General features: G+C 50.8%; 14 protein-coding genes. 3 read left to right on the plus strand and 11 right to left on the minus strand.

Features of this window, described 5'->3' with window-relative positions; translation table 11 throughout:
- Positions 1-197: 197 nt before the first annotated feature.
- From ald to A7975_RS29610, 8 genes are all read right to left on the minus strand, one after another.
- Entirely contained in the window at positions 198-1,325 is a 1,128-nt protein-coding gene (gene ald / locus A7975_RS29575; protein WP_065387651.1) for an alanine dehydrogenase, read from the minus strand.
- 95 nt (positions 1,326-1,420) lie between these two features.
- Positions 1,421-2,527: a putative 2-aminoethylphosphonate ABC transporter substrate-binding protein gene (locus tag A7975_RS29580; protein ID WP_065387526.1), complete on the minus strand. Its 1,107-nt coding sequence runs from the start codon at positions 2,525-2,527 to the stop codon at positions 1,421-1,423.
- Positions 2,528-2,733: 206 nt separating this feature from the next.
- Positions 2,734-3,519 (minus strand): DeoR/GlpR family DNA-binding transcription regulator, encoded by a 786-nt coding sequence (locus A7975_RS29585; RefSeq protein WP_053374274.1) that lies wholly within the window; start codon positions 3,517-3,519, stop codon positions 2,734-2,736.
- A 55-nt stretch (positions 3,520-3,574) separates the two neighbouring features.
- Complete coding sequence (locus tag A7975_RS29590) at positions 3,575-4,762, minus strand: saccharopine dehydrogenase family protein (RefSeq protein WP_065387527.1); 1,188 nt, start codon at positions 4,760-4,762, stop codon at positions 3,575-3,577.
- A gap of 13 nt (positions 4,763-4,775) precedes the next feature.
- Complete coding sequence (phnW, locus tag A7975_RS29595) at positions 4,776-5,906, minus strand: 2-aminoethylphosphonate--pyruvate transaminase (protein WP_065387528.1); 1,131 nt, start codon at positions 5,904-5,906, stop codon at positions 4,776-4,778.
- On the minus strand, positions 5,903-6,700 hold the full coding sequence (gene phnX / locus A7975_RS29600; protein WP_065387529.1) for a phosphonoacetaldehyde hydrolase: 798 nt from the start codon (positions 6,698-6,700) through the stop codon (positions 5,903-5,905). The genes phnW and phnX overlap by 4 nt, the downstream gene beginning before the upstream one ends.
- Before the next feature lie 48 nt (positions 6,701-6,748).
- Positions 6,749-8,461: a putative 2-aminoethylphosphonate ABC transporter permease subunit gene (locus A7975_RS29605; RefSeq protein ID WP_065387652.1), complete on the minus strand. Its 1,713-nt coding sequence runs from the start codon at positions 8,459-8,461 to the stop codon at positions 6,749-6,751.
- 27 nt (positions 8,462-8,488) lie between these two features.
- Positions 8,489-9,556 (minus strand): ABC transporter ATP-binding protein, encoded by a 1,068-nt coding sequence (locus A7975_RS29610; protein WP_065387530.1) that lies wholly within the window; start codon positions 9,554-9,556, stop codon positions 8,489-8,491.
- Positions 9,557-9,794: 238 nt separating this feature from the next.
- Here A7975_RS29610 and A7975_RS29615 point away from each other — a divergent pair, with 238 nt between their 5' ends.
- The 3 genes from A7975_RS29615 to A7975_RS29620 all read left to right on the plus strand — a co-directional run bounded on the left by A7975_RS29615 (position 9,795) and on the right by A7975_RS29620 (position 14,015).
- Positions 9,795-10,334 (plus strand): HAD family hydrolase, encoded by a 540-nt coding sequence (locus A7975_RS29615; protein WP_065387531.1) that lies wholly within the window; start codon positions 9,795-9,797, stop codon positions 10,332-10,334.
- 18 nt (positions 10,335-10,352) lie between these two features.
- A complete protein-coding gene (locus A7975_RS35185) occupies positions 10,353-10,475 on the plus strand; it encodes a hypothetical protein (RefSeq protein ID WP_255314608.1) in 123 nt (40 codons plus the stop codon).
- A 294-nt stretch (positions 10,476-10,769) separates the two neighbouring features.
- Complete coding sequence (locus A7975_RS29620) at positions 10,770-14,015, plus strand: LamG-like jellyroll fold domain-containing protein (RefSeq protein WP_065387532.1); 3,246 nt, start codon at positions 10,770-10,772, stop codon at positions 14,013-14,015.
- A 131-nt stretch (positions 14,016-14,146) separates the two neighbouring features.
- Here the strand turns inward: A7975_RS29620 and A7975_RS35550 are convergent, their stop codons facing one another.
- The 3 genes from A7975_RS35550 to A7975_RS29630 form a co-directional block, all read right to left on the minus strand.
- The gene (locus tag A7975_RS35550; protein ID WP_141680453.1) at positions 14,147-14,308 is read right to left on the minus strand and encodes a sporulation protein YjcZ; all 162 of its coding nucleotides are present in this window, start codon (positions 14,306-14,308) and stop codon (positions 14,147-14,149) included.
- A gap of 186 nt (positions 14,309-14,494) precedes the next feature.
- Positions 14,495-15,205, minus strand: a complete 711-nt coding sequence (locus tag A7975_RS29625) for a peptidoglycan recognition protein family protein (protein WP_082198544.1) — start codon at positions 15,203-15,205, stop codon at positions 14,495-14,497.
- Positions 15,198-15,737, minus strand: coding sequence for a phage holin family protein (locus A7975_RS29630; protein ID WP_065387533.1), 540 nt, complete (start codon positions 15,735-15,737; stop codon positions 15,198-15,200). Before A7975_RS29630 ends, A7975_RS29625 begins: the two co-directional genes overlap by 8 nt.
- Between the last annotated feature and the right edge of the window lie 99 nt (positions 15,738-15,836).

Below are 15,836 nucleotides of genomic sequence, written 5' to 3' on the forward strand. Positions count from 1 at the left end.
ACTTCCAACGCCAGCAACTGGATAAGCTGGGCCGCAGTTACCTGCGCCAACTCCCCCTACTCCATAGCCCATTTGTTCATCTCCTTTTTTCTAAGGTACAGTATCCTATGATTTCTGGAGGAATGTGTATAGGCTATTGCGATAAATGTGCTCCTGTACATTTTTCTTAAAGCCCACACGTCCTTATGCCCAATCAATCAGCTCGCGAGACTGGCCAAAATCCGCTCAATGCTTTCATAAACCGATTGATGAGCTACCGCGACCGCGCTGCATGATATTTTGCCATGAATGACGTTTATCCCCCTTGCTAATTCCCCATTGCTTAGCGCCGCCTGCCTATAACCCTTATTCGCAATTTGCAGCGCATAAGGGATGGTTACATTCGTCAACGCAATCGTCGAGGTGCGTGCGACCGCTCCCGGCATATTCGCAACCGCATAATGGACGACGTTATGCTTCAAATAGGTGGGTTCGCTATGGGTCGTAATGCGGTCAATCGTCTGAATGGAGCCGCCTTGATCGATCGCCACGTCAATAATAACCGAGCCAGGCTGCATGCTCTTCACCATTTCCTCTGTCACCAGCACAGGTGCCTTGGCGCCTGGCAGCAGCACCGCTCCGATTAGAAGATCCGCGCTCTTCACAGCGGCGGCTATCGTATAGCTGTTCGACGCCAGCGTCCTCAAACGCCCTTGAAATTGATCGTCCAGCTGCCGCAGCCGGTTCGAATTAATATCGAGCAGCGTCACGTCAGCTCCTAGCCCAACCGCCATCTTCGCCGCGTTGGCTCCGACGATTCCGCCTCCGACAATGACCACCTTGGCAGGCGCTACGCCCGGAACGCCGCCAAGCAGGACGCCCTTGCCGCCTCTAGAGCGCTCAAGAAACTGAGCGCCGATTTGGATCGACATCCGTCCCGCCACCTCGCTCATCGGCACCAGCAGCGGCAGAGAGCCATCCTCGCCTTGAATCGTCTCGTACGCGATGGCTACCACCTTATGCTCGATTAACGCCTTCAGCAGCTCCGGCTCCGCCGCCAGATGCAAATAGGTAAAAAGAATAAGCCCCTCGCGGAAGTATCCGTACTCCTCTGGCAGCGGCTCCTTCACTTTCATGACAAGCTCAGCTTGCCACGCCTCGCTCGCCGTTGCTGCGATGCTCGCTCCTGCCTCCGCGTAATCGGCATCTGTAAATCCGCTTCCGAGTCCCGCTCCCGTCTCCAGCCGCAGCTCATGTCCGGCTTTCACAAACGCGGAGACGCCAGCAGGCGTAATCGCCACTCTATTTTCGTTATTTTTAATTTCCTTCGGAATTCCGATCAGCATTTTCATTTCATCTCCTATTTATTGGGCTCAAACAAAAGCCAAAAAGCTGACAGCAGCCTATGATCTGCTTGACAGCCTTTATGCTTAAGTACAGATTATGATTTCGGCTCGCTCTTGCTGTCGTAACGGGTGCTCCACTCGCTAAGCACGCTGTCGCGCTGTTTAGCCGCTTCCTGAAGGTCGTATTTAATCAATTGCTCAATCGGATTTTTAGTATAGCCATCCGGAATGGCGCTTGCATCGCCCTTCACGGCTACGATTGGATAGTTTTTGCTATACTCAGCCATTGCATCGTCCGTAATCGCCCAGTCCAAGAAATCCTGAGCCGCTTTTTTGGTTTTCGCTTTTTTCATCAACGCGTTCGCTTCTACATCCCAGCCTGAGCCTTCCGTAGGGAAAACCACTTCTACAGGAGAGCCGTCGTTTTTCTCTTTGATGCCGCGGTAGCCAAAGGAGATTCCGATTGGATATTCGCCTGTTCCTGCCATTTTTGCCGGCTTCGAGCCTGAATGCGTGTAAATGCCGATATTTTCATGAAGCTTGTCCAGGTACTCCCATGCTTTGTCAGCTCCAAGCAGCTGCTGCAGGCCAGATACGGTAAGGAAGCCTGTACCAGAGGATGCCGGGTTAGGCATTGTAATTAGACCTTTATATTCCGGCTTCAGCAAATCCTCGTAGGATTGCGGCACTGCCAGACCTTTTTTGTCCAGCTCGACCGTATTGGCGATAATCGCCGTTTCCCATGCATCGATGCCTACCCAGTGCTCGGGGCTTGCGCTGTCTTTGAACTCAGGTTGAATGCGGTCAACGCCGGCCGGCGAATATGGCTCAAGCATGCTGTTTTGGTCAAGGACAAGGAGGCTTGTTGCGGCAACGCCCCATACGACGTCAGCCTGCGGATTATCCTTCTCGGCTAGCAGCTTAGCGGTAATGATGCCCGTTGAATCACGGACGATGTTCAATTTGATGTCAGGGTGCTTTTCATTATAGGTTTTCAAATATTCCTTGATCAGGTCATCCTCAAGCGCGGTATAGACGGTAAGCTCCTTGCTCTCCGTATCGAGGGCTGATTCTGTTGCCTTCGGCGAGTTTCCGGATGCGTTGCCCCCTGCATTGCCCGCGCTGCCATTGCTTCCGCATGCAGATAAAATCGTTGTGACGATAACCATCGTACTCAATAGCAGAAACCAGCTTCTTTTCATTTTTTTCTCTCCCTTTGGATGTTCTTCTTCTCTAGTTCTACTATATGCTTGTTTGTTTAACGCACTGTAAAATACAAGTAAATAAATTGTTTTGTTTTACGTTTCTTCGTTTTAGTTGTGTTTTTACTTGCGATTAGATGCAGTTCGCTAGATATAAAAAAACCTTTAAGCCAGTGATAGACTTAAAGGTTCCGTATTTGCAATCCCTATTCCGCTACGATCCAGTGCACATCCTGGTCATCCAGCTTGGAGCGCCAAGCCGGCGGAGGCGCCACATCGCTAATAATCATATCAATCTCTTTGAAATCGGCTATCTTGTAATAATGGCTCGTGCCTATCTTCGTATAATCGGCTAACACGATCGTTTGCTTAGCCTGCTTCATGAACGTTCTTGCAAGCACGCCGCGATCATCCTCGTAGCTCGTTATGCCGCTGTCGATCTGCAAGCCGTCCGCGACGATAAATGCCTTGTCCACGTTGAAATTAGACATGAACTCCATCGCCAGCGTCCCCGAGGTACGGTAATGCTTCGGATTAATACGACCTCCGATCAGCACGATTTCGCCGTCGAATATGTTGCGGTTCTTGTAGCCGATCAGCAAATTCAAGGTATAGACGGACGTCACGAGCACGGTCAGCTGTTTCTTGTAAACGAGCGAATCAATCATTTGCAGCGTAGTGGTACCGTCATCGATGACGACAACGTCTTTATCCTGAATTAGGGAAGCGGCAGCCCGGCCAATCATTCTTTTCTCCTCAGCCTGCTGCACCTCGCGCCGAACGTACGCCGGCTCTTCCCTCTCCACGTTAATTTTTATGGCGCCGCCATAAACCCGCTTAAGCTTGAGCTCATCCTCCAGCTCCTCCAAATAGCGGCGGATCGTTTCCGATGATACATCAAGCGCCTGCACGAGCTCAGGCGTACGAACCTTGCCTTTCAGTTGCAGCATATTAATGATGATCTGCTTCCGTTCTTCTCCGGCTAGCGACATCGCGATATCCCCTTCATCTTCAGCTTAGGCTTCCGTTATAATTAATAACCGTATTCTAGCGTACTTCTTGTAAACTCTCAATCTTTTCGTGTACGAAAATACCGCGCCTGCTTAATTGCTCAAATATAACGCTTGGCTCAAAAGCTTCTTCCGGCGATAGAATGCCCGTGCGATCCTTGCAAATCATCTTTCCGCTTGCGATCAGCTCCGTCGCAATCGCTAGCGGAATGCCTACATTCCGGGTATAGGCACGGAGCTGCTCCCAGCCTTCAACCGAGCCATCCGACGCCGGATGCGTATGCGTGAGCGTATGCCTGCAAGCTTCCCCGGTCTGAGCGGAAATGCCTGTTACTTCAATATGCAGGGAATAACCGTATAGCTCCGTCTCATGGCCCTCCCGCGATTCGAACAAATATTGTCCGACCGCATCCATAATGCCAACTTGCCGATCCCCGATTTTAATGCGGTCATTGCGAAGAAATCCATATTCGAATAACGCACGGACAAGCCTCATATTAGGCTGCGGCCACGTTCCGCGCACCTCGACTAATTGTACTCCCTTGCTCTCAAGCGACTTTGCCAGCGTCCGCGTCTCTGCGTGGGGAATGATATATTGAATGGATTTGCCATAAGGCTCCGGCAGCTCGATTTCCCGCGGGCGCGCGAACGGCTCCACCTGAATGAACTGTCCCTTCTCGTACACGACGCGACCCGGCAGCTCCGGGTCATATTCGTAAACAGTCGTTTCCGCGATCGACTTGGAGAACGCAATCGGACGGTAGGAGCCATGGCTGACCCGCACCTCATGCACTTCGCTCAGCTGATTCGCCGCATGCATAGCCATCATCTGCGTGACGCCGGGCGTCATTCCGAAGCCGGGCAAGCAGACTTTGCCGTTTTGGACAAAAATGTCGTGGCTGGCATCCTCTTCGCCAAAGCCGTTCAAATTAATGCCGTGGCAGCCCGCTTCCGCAATACAAGCCGTTGACAAACCGTTTAATGTAATCGTCGTTCCATCCATTACGATGTCGTAGCCCCGAAGCTGTTCAACGGTAGCCGCATGGTTATGCACGTTAACTTGAACCGCGTTCACGCGCGGATCATCCAGTGAAGCAGCAAGCTGCTCCGCAGCCTCCAAATTGAAATCGCCAATCGTGATGATCTCGAATGCGGAGTACTCGACGAGATCACGTACAGCTTCCATACATATCCGGCCTGCGCCGCCTAGGCAAAACACTTTCATCTTCGTCACCCTCCTATTTCTCGATACAAAATCTTTTGATCACCGCAACAAGCCGGTTCATATCCTGCGGATGGACATCTCCGATGCTCCCGATTCGGAAAGTAGGCTCCGAGGTCAGCTTGCCCGGATACAGCACGAACCCTTCCTTCTTCAAGCTCGCATAAAAGGTTTCAAACGAGAAGCTGCTGCTCGGGTAACGAAAAGCGGTGATGATCGGCGACTGCCACTTGCGAGGCAGCAGCGCGGAGAAACCAGCTTCCTCCATGCCCTCGGTCAATACCCGCTGGTTGCTGCTATAGCGCTCTTGCCGAGCGCCGATGCCGCCTTCAAGCTCCAGCTCTTTTAGCGCTTGATCGAATGCTCTCACGACATGCGTTGGCGATGTATAACGCCATTTGCTATTGGAGCGCTCCATCATATCCCATTGGTCGTACAGATCAAGCGATAAGGAACGCGCATGGTCCTTGCACGCCGCAATCGCATCGCGTCGTGCGACGACAAAACCAAAGCCAGGAACGCCTTGAATGCATTTGTTGCTGCTGCTGATCAAGAAATCAATGCCTAGCTCGTGCATGTCCAGCGCTACGCCGCCAAAGCTGCTCATCGCGTCAACGATAAATATCATTTTCCGGCGTTTGACCACCTCGGCAATTTCCTGCAGCGGATTTAGAATGCCTGTCGTCGTCTCGCAATGGACAATGGCTGCATGCGTAATGGAAGGATCGTCTTGCAGCGCTTGCTCGAATTGCTCCGGATCAATTGGGCTGCGCTCGTCGAAGCGCACAACGGCAACCGGGATGCCGAGCACCTCGGCGATTTGCACGATTCGCTCGCCATATGCGCCGTTAACCGCAATCGCCAGCTTCCCGCCCTGCTTAGGCAGCGCCGTTCCAATGGCCGCTTCCACGCTGAACGTCCCGCTTCCTTGCATCAAGACGGCGGTATAATCATCCGCTGCCGCCGGAGCAGCGAGCTGCGCCAGCCTCTCCCGAATGGACGCGACGAGCCGGTTATACTCCTCGTCCCACGTGCACCAGTCCTTCATCATTGCTTCCTTCACGCTGCGGGTCGTCGTCAAAGGACCCGGCGTTAATAGTAGATATGGATTTTCGGTTATGGCAATGGCTTCATTTGATAATTTCATGGACGCTCCCCCGCTTGCATTCTTTCGTTGATATGTGCAATTACGCCATCCAGCTCGCCGATCTCGCGAATAATGAAATGAGCTCCCGCTTGCGTCAAGCGATCCGACACTTCAACGAAGAGCCTCTCCTTCTCCCCCGCCGATAGAGCATCGGTCTCCGCTTGCGTTAGGCCTATTTCATTCCCGCCAAAAATAACGCCTACCGACCACACGCCTGCATTTCTCCCTTCCCGCATATCCGCTTCGGTATCACCGCATTTGACGATATCGCTCATCGGATAGGTGCCGAGCACTTCTGCGTTGCGGTAAATCATCCACGGATACGGCCTGCCTTCAGCCGCCTCATCCGGCGTTACCGTATGGTCAGGCGAATAACCCTGCTTCGCCGCTTCCGGCGCAATAATATCCATCATCGGGCGCGTGTAGCCCGTCGTTGTCCCAATCTTAATGCCCTGCTCCCGCAATCTAGCGATCAGCGCAAGCGCGCCCGGCACCGGAGTTGCATATTCGTGAAGAATCGAGAACAGCATCGGTTCGAACTTTTCATACATTTCGTCGATATCGCGCTCGCTTGGCGCGCTTCCAAACTTCGCCTGCCAAGCGGCAGCTACGCCCGAATCTGAGCAAATGTCGCGCAAATGATCTTTCTTCATCCGTCCCATCGGCTTCCGTATCGCTTGGAAGGACGCTTCAATCCCTTTTTCCTCGAACAATCGGCGAAAAGCTTCAACAGGAGCAAAGCTGCCGTAATCCACTACCGTACCTGCCCAATCCAAAATGACTGTTTTTATCATGATTAATAGCCTCCATTGTTAGTTGTTTGGTTTTTCTAAAAAGCTGCCTTATCGCTTCTGCCAAGCCGACATTTTGCGGCGCAGCCTCGATGTTCCCGTTTCATAGAGGAAGCGAACGACTACATTGAGGAGCACCACGAGTACGGACATCGCTGCGGCTGCTGCCGTATCTCCCGCATCATCCATGCTTACGATCGATACCGACGCGAGCCGCAAATCCGAAGCGTATAGGAAGACCAGCGCGGACACCGTGACCAGCGCATTTACGAAAAAGTAAACCGCCATCTCCAAAATAGCCGGCAGCGATAACGGCACCGTAATGCGGGTGAACGTGCGCAGCTTCGAGACATTCATAGACTCCGAGACGTTGTCGAACTCCTTGTCGAGCATTTTCAAAGTAGCTGTCGCCGTCATGAACGGAACCGAATAAAAGTGTACGACATTAGCCAAAACAAGGATGATCATCGTCCCGTATATAAAGTGGAACGGGTTCGCCGGATGGTTAAAGAAATAAATAAAAGATAACCCAATAACGAGACCCGGAAGCGCCAGCGGCAGAATGGACAGGAAATATGCCGCTTGCCTAACCGGACGGTATACACGCCCATTTTCGATTAAGTATGCGAACATGAAGGTTACGAGCGTGCCGATAACGGCTGTCCACGCCGCCATCTCGATGCTGTTCCAGAACGGATCGAACCCGCCCGCCGCCGCATTTGAGAAATCGAAGTTGCTCCAAGTAAATGACATGTCATACGGCCACTTCTTCACGACAGAGGCGAGTATGACCGCTCCCATCATCAGCAAAATCAAGGCTGACAAAATAATCGCGTAAGCATAAGACCCTACATTGCGAAGCCGGCTCGGCTTCACGGAATAAGGAACGGACTTGGATGTGACATAAGCCTGCTGCTTCCGCGTGACGATTCGGTCCACGACGAAGGCGATAATGGCGGGTATCGTCAGCACGATGCCGACCACCGCGCCCATGGACATATTTTGCTGGCCGACTACCTGCTTGAAAATATCGGTTGCCAGCACGTTAAACTGTCCGCCAACGACCTTCGGCGCGCCAAAATCCGTAAAGCTAAGCGTAAAGCAAATGACCACCGCGCTGAGCAGCGCGTATTTTACGGACGGCAGCGTGATCGTTACCATTTTGCGAAGGCCGCTCGCTCCCATTGAATCCGCTGCCTCGTATAAGCGATAGTCGCTGATCGCTAAGCCTGCGCACAATATTAGAAACGCCTGCGGGAATGTGTAGATGACCTCCGAAATAATGATGCCCGTTGATCCATAAAGCGGAATTCGCCATTCGAATGGCAGCAGACCGAACAATCCGGTAGAAATCAGCCCTTGGTGGCCGAACAGATACGTAAGGGCAATCCCGTGCATCATCGTCGGCGCAAACAAAGGGAGCATCGCGAGCGCCTTGAAAAACGACTTCCCTTTTATATTCGTTCGCGTCAATACGTAGGCTAGTCCAAAGGCTAGCGGAACAGCGATTGCCGTAGTAGCCGCCGATACCGTGACCGTATTCAGCATCGATTGAATAAGCGATCTGGACTGCAGATAGGTTGCAAAATTCGTTAAGCCGACCAGATTGCCTTCGGAATCAACAAATGCCTGCTTAAACATCGACAGCAGCGGCAGCACAATAACGGTAATCAGAGCAAGCAGAAGAATGATCAGCATCAGCTTCATCAGCCAGTTGCTCTCCAGCCTGCTTCTTTTGTTTTTCTTCATCCACGCCAAAGGCATAGCCTCATTTGATTTCACCTTCATCCGCTACACCTCTACGATCGCAGCGCCTGCCGCCGGATAGTGAAGCATACGCTCCTGCGGCAAATGAAGATGAAGCAGCTTGTTGCGCGACCATTCGAACCGGTTAGCCGTTTGCGCTGAAATATCAACCGTCACGTGAATGTCGGTAAGCTTGCCGGATTCATTCGCCATCTGGAGGCTGACACGGTAGAAAGCGCCCCGAAACTCCACATGCTGCACGAATCCGCTTATCCCTCCGTCCATATGATGAGAAGCTAAGTTTTGCTGCTCATCGATTTGGATATGCTCCGGCCTGATCGCAAGCAAACCGTTCGGATCAGAACCGCTCCACCTCGTCGTTCCCGCCGGGAAAAAGTTAATCGCCCCGATAAAGTCAGCGACAAACGGCGTATTCGGCTTATCATAAACCTCTTGCGGAGTGCCGATTTGGACGACGCGCCCATGATCCATGACGACGATTTGATCCGCCATCGTCAGCGCTTCCTCCTGGTCATGGGTCACCATGACCGTCGTAATGCCCAGCCGCTCTTGCAGCTCGCAAAGCTGCTCGCGCAGCTTCTCCCTCACCTTCGCATCCAGCGCGGATAGCGGCTCATCAAGCAGCAAAACGTCAGGCGACAACGCTATTGCTCTCGCAAGCGCGACGCGCTGCTGCTGGCCTCCTGAGAGCTGAGCAGGATATCGGTCTCTAACCGCAGTTAGCCCGATAAGCTCAAGCATCTCCTTCACGCGCTCTTCGATTTGGCGCTTCGGCTGCTTGCCTTTAAGCCCATAACCAATGTTCTCGCAGACATTCAAATTCGGAAACAGCGCATAGGATTGGAAGACGATGCCAAAGTTGCGTTTGGCTGTAGGCTGCATCGTAATATCTTTTCCCTCTAGCATAACCGTGCCTGTATCCGTCTGTTCAAGACCTGCTATAATACGAAGCAAGGTCGTCTTGCCGCAGCCGCTTGGGCCTAATAGACAAGTGAACTTGCCTTTTGGAATATGCACACTGACATCATGGAGCGCTTGAAAGCTGCCGAATGTCTTGCGAATACCGCTAATCGCCAATCCTTCATTTTTCATCCTCATTCTCCTTGTATCCTCGTTTTCAAGCATCAAGTACAATATCATTAAGTTGCTGCATTACTTTGATTACCTAGTTGTATTCTAAAATAGTTTTGTTAACTGCATGTCAAAAACAAGTGAAGATTGTGTGTTTAATTGTTTTAATATTGATTTAGTTGTTTTTATAGGCAAGAATATGATTATATAAAACAATTGGCTTGTTTTTACGTTTCTTATTTCTAAAAACCAACCAGCGTTGCTTAAGCAAGCTGTCATAAGCCAAGCTCATGCTTTATTCAGAGAACTGGAGGATCACGCATATCTGGAAAATATTGAAGTAACGGCGATGGAAGCGCTGTGGGCACGCTTCGACGACGGGGCTGCGCCGGAGCTCCAGCGGATGCGGGAAGCTGCACCATTTTACCGCAAGCAGGCATGGGAAAATGGATTAAAGCAGTTGGGCGTCGATAACGAGGAGCTGGCTGCTAAGCTTGCGGATACCTTTCCGGCAGAGAGGCGGAAGCGTCCCTATATATATGAAGATACTTTTGAGGCGTTGCGCTCCTTACATACTCGCTATCCGCTCATGCTGCTCACGAACGGTACGCCGGATTTGCAGAAAGAGAAGTTATTTGGCGTGAGCGGCCTATCTTCTTATTTCACCCATATTGTGATTTCGGGCGAGGTGGGCTGCGGCAAGCCTGCTCCTAAGATCTTCGAGCACTGCATGGAGCTTGCGGGACTGAGCGCTGATGCGTGTTTAATGGTCGGGGACAATGTGCTTACCGATATTTAGGGGGCAAGCCGGAGTGGAATGGCAAGCGCTTGGCTCAATCGCTCAGGACAGCCGCTGCCAAGCAACGCCGTACAGCCAACCTTCGAAATAAAGTCGCTCCTCGAAATTGAATCGCTCCTCCCCCTTGCGCCCATCGGCTAATAACGAATGTGAGGCTGTGCCCCGTCATGATGACGAGGCGCAGCCTCTTTTTTGTAAATTCTTCATATCCCGATTACACCTGATTAACAACACAACTTTATGATTAAAGAGAAACAAAAACACATAAAAACAATTAATTACATAATTATTAGACATCATTTTATTTGTTTTTAATCCTCGTGTGGAAAGGATGATGGTATTTGCCGCAATGAAAAATAGGTATGGCTGCTGAACCTAGTCCTCGTCTTGCCCGCTCAACAATAAAAACCATTTTAAAACAGGAGGTTACGATTCATGAAATTTAAGATGAAAAAAGCATTCGCAACTACGCTTGCCGCCGTTACGCTTATATCCGCTACAGGTGGATTCGTGCCGCTCAGCCAGACCGCTTTTGCAGCGGTAGTACATGCAGACCTTCATGCAAAATTCAGTTTTGAAAACAATGCTGCAGACGCATCCGGCAGCAATATCTCCGCTACCGTAGTCGGTGCTCCTGCTTATGTTCCCGGACGAATTGGACAAGCGCTATCCCTCAACGCTACTAGTGCAAATAAACAATATATCAATCTAGGCAAACCGTCGCAGCTGCAATTCGGAGCGGATAAAAGCTTCAGCTTCTCCTTCTGGGTCAAATCGCCCGGTGTAGCTTCCGATCCGTCGATTCTATCCAATAAAGATTGGAATAGCGGCGCAAACGTAGGTTATAACCTCTCATTTAAGACGGATAAGGGGCTGAGATGGAATTACAACACGGCAGGCGGAAGCCGCATTGATGCCGACATTCCAAACGTAGCTAACGGAAGCTGGCATCATATCGTCGTCTCGCATGACCGCACGGTCGGCCGGGTCGATTTTTACAAGGATGGCGTGCCGGTAGCAGTCTCTACAGCAAACGGAACCAAATACAACAATATTGCCAGCGCAATCAACATTTCCGGCCGCATGGGCACGATTGACTCCGGTTTATCGACGATGATCGGCAATGACGGCACAGGCAATTATTCCGCAGCTTTGGAAGCGCAGCTCGATGATCTGATGATTATGAATCGCGCGGTTACCGCCGAGGAGGTTACGGAGCTCTTTAACAGCGCGCCTCCCATTGTAGTAAGCGATAAATTCAACGGTACGTTGAGCTTCGTCGGCGCGACGCAGACAGCGCCTGGCACCGAATTCCGGGAAAACCTCGACCTGCGCACGCCGACGATGACAAGCGCGATCGACAGGGCAACCGTAGAGATTACCTATGACAGCAGCAGATTTACATTCTCCCGCGCTCCTAAGGCAACCAAAGCCGATGCTTCAACACCGGGCGTAGTTAAGCTTGAGCTCCCCGCGGGCAGCGTATATAACAAAAAAAATCCACTAGAATTTGCGACATACATGCTGTCTGATGTTTACTTTTTTGCGAAGGATGTGAGCGGACAAGGCACTATTCAGGTGACCTCCGCTGACTTCTACATGGGAGGAAACAAATACACGAAAGAAACGTTAAACACGCCTGCGCAGACGGTGCAGATCCACACTAAAGCCGTAGAGGATATCAATAAAGACAGCCATATTACGATCGGCGATGTTGCTTTGGCGCAAGGAAAATCCGTACAAGAGCTGACGGCCATCGCCGACAAAGCTAAATATATGCCTTATAAGCGAGTTGTCGTTATCGGCATCGACGGCGCCGGCATTTCCGTATCGAAGGATGCCCCTTACTGGGAAACAGCCAGCTCCGTGAAGGAAACCGTAGGCAATCGCCTTGATTTGCCTGCATTGCGCGGCATTATCGAGAAAGGCGCTGCTACTTATTCCGCCATTACGACTCTGCCAACCGTCTCGTCCCCTAACTGGGGCGCTATGATAAACGGCGTCGACTACAGCAAGCATCAGATCGACAACACGATCAGCGGAATGAATGCATACAGCGAAACGTCGCCTTATCCGTCCGTTTTCAAAAAGCTAAGGGAACAATTTCCGCAAACAAAGCTTGCAGCCTTCACCACTTGGTCCAACATTATAAATGGACATATCGAGCCATCGCTTGGCGTTGAAGGCTACTCTGCCAGCGATAAAGCGAACGTCAATGCTTTTGCGCAATACGCGGCAAACGATCGGGCCTACGATGCGTCGCTAATCTTTTTCCAACTGGATGATGTGGATGGCGTCGGGCACTCGCTCGGATTTTACACCAAAGAGTATTACGCAAAGCTCATGGAGACCGATAAGCTCGTCAAAATCATCTATGACTCGTTAAGCAGTAAAAACCTGCTGGATGATACGCTGATTCTCATGACCGCCGATCATGGCGGAGGCACCGAAAACGCAGACCATACATTAGGCAGCGCTACCGCACACGGGCAAGACTCGCTGCTCGCCAAAACGGTGTTTATTGCGGCGAATGGCCGGACGGTTGCTACGGATGTAGGCAAAGAAAAGCTTCTGCAAGGAGGAACAACAAAGGATATCGCGGCAACCGTTCTTGCTGCGCTTGAGGTCGATGCGCCAATTGGTGACTCCAAAACAGTCGATGGCATGTTTGTTCCTCAGAAGGAGCAAAACAAGCCGGATGCGCCCAACCTTCAATTAACCAAAGTCGTTGCTCCTTCATCAAAGGAGTTAAAAGGGTATGAGCTTGCGGTCAGCAATCTCGGCTCGGATGCAAAAGCGCTTGATATTGAACTTGAGACGAATGAGCTAAACATTCAATCCATCTCTCCCATTCAGGCTGGCGTTACCGTACTGCGCAATGAAACTGTGAATGGCAAAACAAGAATCGTGCTCTCATCGGATTCTGTTATTTTGCAAGGCCAACCCATCGTTCGAATCGTGACGCAGTCTCAGAACGCGGCCGCATCAGCAGCGCTTTACCATGCAATGGTTGCGAATGCGCAAGGAAAGGAATCGCTGCCGAACTTTACTTCAGCCGTAAAAGAAGAGGATAACGAAGCAGCCGGTCCGACCGCTGTTTTGGAGGGAAGCGCATCTGTCGTTTCCGGGTCAACTTTTACGATGAATCTAGCATTAAATCAGTTGACTGACAGCATTTATGCGCAGGATCTTTCATTCAGCTACGACCCGAATGTATTCGAATATGTATCCAGCCGTTCCTTGCTGAACAAGGTACAAATCGTGAACTCGGTTCATGATAATAAGGGGAAAATACGACTAATTCTCGCAAGCGAAGGGGCAGAGAATGCCATTACCGGCAGCAAAAAAATCGTGGAGCTTACCTTTAAAGCAAAGGATACAGAGCGCGCTGTTACGGGTAAGGTTACGGCTGAGCCTATTGTTTTGTCAAACGGAGAGACTGAAGTAACTGCTGCTCCGCATAGCCTAAGCATCCAAGTATCGCCAAAAACAGTAACAAACCCTGCTGACCAGAACCAAGACGGCAAAGTGAGCGTCACGGATCTTGCCATAATCGTTAAGCATTACGGCAAGCAAGCAGGGGCTGCTGATTGGGAGCAAATTAAGAACGCCGACATCAATAAAGATGGCGCAATCGACCTATTGGATCTCATTTTGGTCGCTCGTACCATTGTAGAGTAATCGTAAGCTGCAGCTTGTCCATAAGGTTCACATATAACATCCCCGCGGCTCTCGCCTGCGGGGATGTTATTATGGTTTCAGTTAGTGGAAATACGCACGGATCAAACTGCCAGTTAGCTCAGTCTTGGCGATTACAGCCAAGAACGCGATATAATGACAAGTAGGATAAAGAGAACGAGAATAAATCCAATGCTTGAGAATCCGCCGTTGCCGCAATTACTTACGCCTGCAACTGGATAAGGTGCGCAGTTTCCAGGTCCTACGTTAGCACCTGCAACTCCTCCATAGCTCATGTGTTCATCTCCTTTTTGTTAACTTACACAGTATCCTATGGATTCAGGGTGAAATGTGTATGGGCTTTTGGAGGAAATGAGCATATGCCTAAATAGACAGATGTACGGTCATTTTGAAGGTAAAGAATGAAGTTAATTTAAAGGAAAGCATGAACCCCGCCTACCGTTGAAGCCGGCGGGGTTCATCTATTTTCGCGAGAGGATAATCGTATTCAGCCATGCCAGCTCCGATAGTGTCAGGGAGCCATGTTCTGCTTTTTGCTTCCATTTGGAATCCTCCAGCAGCTTTTGATCCGTAAACTTGGTAAGGGTGGCTACAAGTAGCTTTTGCTCCCCATCCGACAAAACCAAATCCGACTTTCGATTGTCTGGTAGCGTAGTCGTAGGCGGTGGCGGTGGCGGTTGTATCATCTCCGCAACTTTATTTTTAAAAGCGTGCCAGCCTGTCCATTTGCCGTCATCGTACATTAACCTCGGACAAATCTTCCCGCTCCAATCGTAATGGCGGCGAAGGCGATCAACGCCCCAGCCGTACTGCTTCAGCAGCTTCGCCGCAAGTTCTGCTGCATTGCTCAGCGACTTGGAATAATCACCGCTCTCGCAGATCTCGATGCCAATCGAAGTTCGGTTGCCGCTCGTCTCGCCGCTTCCATCGCCCGCGTGCCAGCCATTTTCATTCAGCGGCAAACACTCGATCACCCCATGCTCGTCCACCACGAGATGATAAGATGCAGTTCGCGTGTTGGAGGCGTTGGTTAGCCACGCTCGTTCATTTTTTGCCGTGCTGGCGGGATTTCCGGTGTTGTGAATCGTAATGGATTGGGGCAGGAGCAGGTGGCCCGGACGGCGATTGCTTGGAGTGGTTTTGGGTATGTGGTCTGTGTGGTAGTTAATCATGGTTTGGGTTCCTTTTATCTGTAGTAGATTCAGTTTTGGAAGCATGATCTGCTTCGCTATTAGTATCTCGGCTTCCGCTCCTCTTTGTCGCTCGCTCCACCTTCGCTTGAAGCTCGCTATCGATATGCTCGATTACCGATTTGGGAATCCACTTCTCCCAGCCCGCTCGGTAGGCGTTGGCGGTTAATGACTGCCAGGTGTGGTAGATGATGCCGAGTGTAATTCCATAAAAGAGCAAGCCAGGGACACCCAGCATCGAGTCTAATAGATTAGCAAGCGCGGGCAGAGAAAGAAGAAATATCGTTCGCGGCACCCCCTGTTTCAAATCGTACTCGCTGGAAAACACCGTATCCTTCTTTGCAGCCGAAATGCCGGTAACCCAATCCAATCCAATAACAATGATAAGAAGCAAGATTGGAATTAACCGGCCATCACCATAAATCAAAGATACCCAAGGCGCAAGCGCTGCACCGATTCCTGTCGCTATTGCTCTCCCTTCTGTCACGTCTACTGCGAACCATTTTTTAAACATAACCATTCCTCCCTTCATAATGTTTTTCATTAAAAATGAATTGAATGCAAAAAAGCCCCGCCGAGGCGGAGCTATAGGGTACTCTATATTGAATGATTA

Source organism: Bacillus sp. FJAT-26390 (assembly GCF_001682865.1).
Lineage (GTDB): Bacteria > Bacillota > Bacilli > Paenibacillales > Paenibacillaceae > Pristimantibacillus.

Coding starts and splice junctions, on each gene's coding strand:
- ald (WP_065387651.1), bottom strand. CDS start 1,325: ATGCTGATCGGAATTCCGAAGGAAATTAAAAATAACGAAAATAGAGTG.
- A7975_RS29580 (WP_065387526.1), bottom strand. CDS start 2,527: ATGAAAAGAAGCTGGTTTCTGCTATTGAGTACGATGGTTATCGTCACA.
- A7975_RS29585 (WP_053374274.1), bottom strand. CDS start 3,519: ATGTCGCTAGCCGGAGAAGAACGGAAGCAGATCATCATTAATATGCTG.
- A7975_RS29590 (WP_065387527.1), bottom strand. CDS start 4,762: ATGAAAGTGTTTTGCCTAGGCGGCGCAGGCCGGATATGTATGGAAGCT.
- phnW (WP_065387528.1), bottom strand. CDS start 5,906: ATGAAATTATCAAATGAAGCCATTGCCATAACCGAAAATCCATATCTA.
- phnX (WP_065387529.1), bottom strand. CDS start 6,700: ATGATAAAAACAGTCATTTTGGATTGGGCAGGTACGGTAGTGGATTAC.
- A7975_RS29605 (WP_065387652.1), bottom strand. CDS start 8,461: ATGCCTTTGGCGTGGATGAAGAAAAACAAAAGAAGCAGGCTGGAGAGC.
- A7975_RS29610 (WP_065387530.1), bottom strand. CDS start 9,556: ATGAAAAATGAAGGATTGGCGATTAGCGGTATTCGCAAGACATTCGGC.
- A7975_RS35185 (WP_255314608.1), top strand. CDS start 10,353: ATGGCAAGCGCTTGGCTCAATCGCTCAGGACAGCCGCTGCCAAGCAAC.
- A7975_RS29620 (WP_065387532.1), top strand. CDS start 10,770: ATGAAATTTAAGATGAAAAAAGCATTCGCAACTACGCTTGCCGCCGTT.
- A7975_RS35550 (WP_141680453.1), bottom strand. CDS start 14,308: ATGAGCTATGGAGGAGTTGCAGGTGCTAACGTAGGACCTGGAAACTGC.
- A7975_RS29625 (WP_082198544.1), bottom strand. CDS start 15,205: ATGATTAACTACCACACAGACCACATACCCAAAACCACTCCAAGCAAT.
- A7975_RS29630 (WP_065387533.1), bottom strand. CDS start 15,737: ATGTTTAAAAAATGGTTCGCAGTAGACGTGACAGAAGGGAGAGCAATA.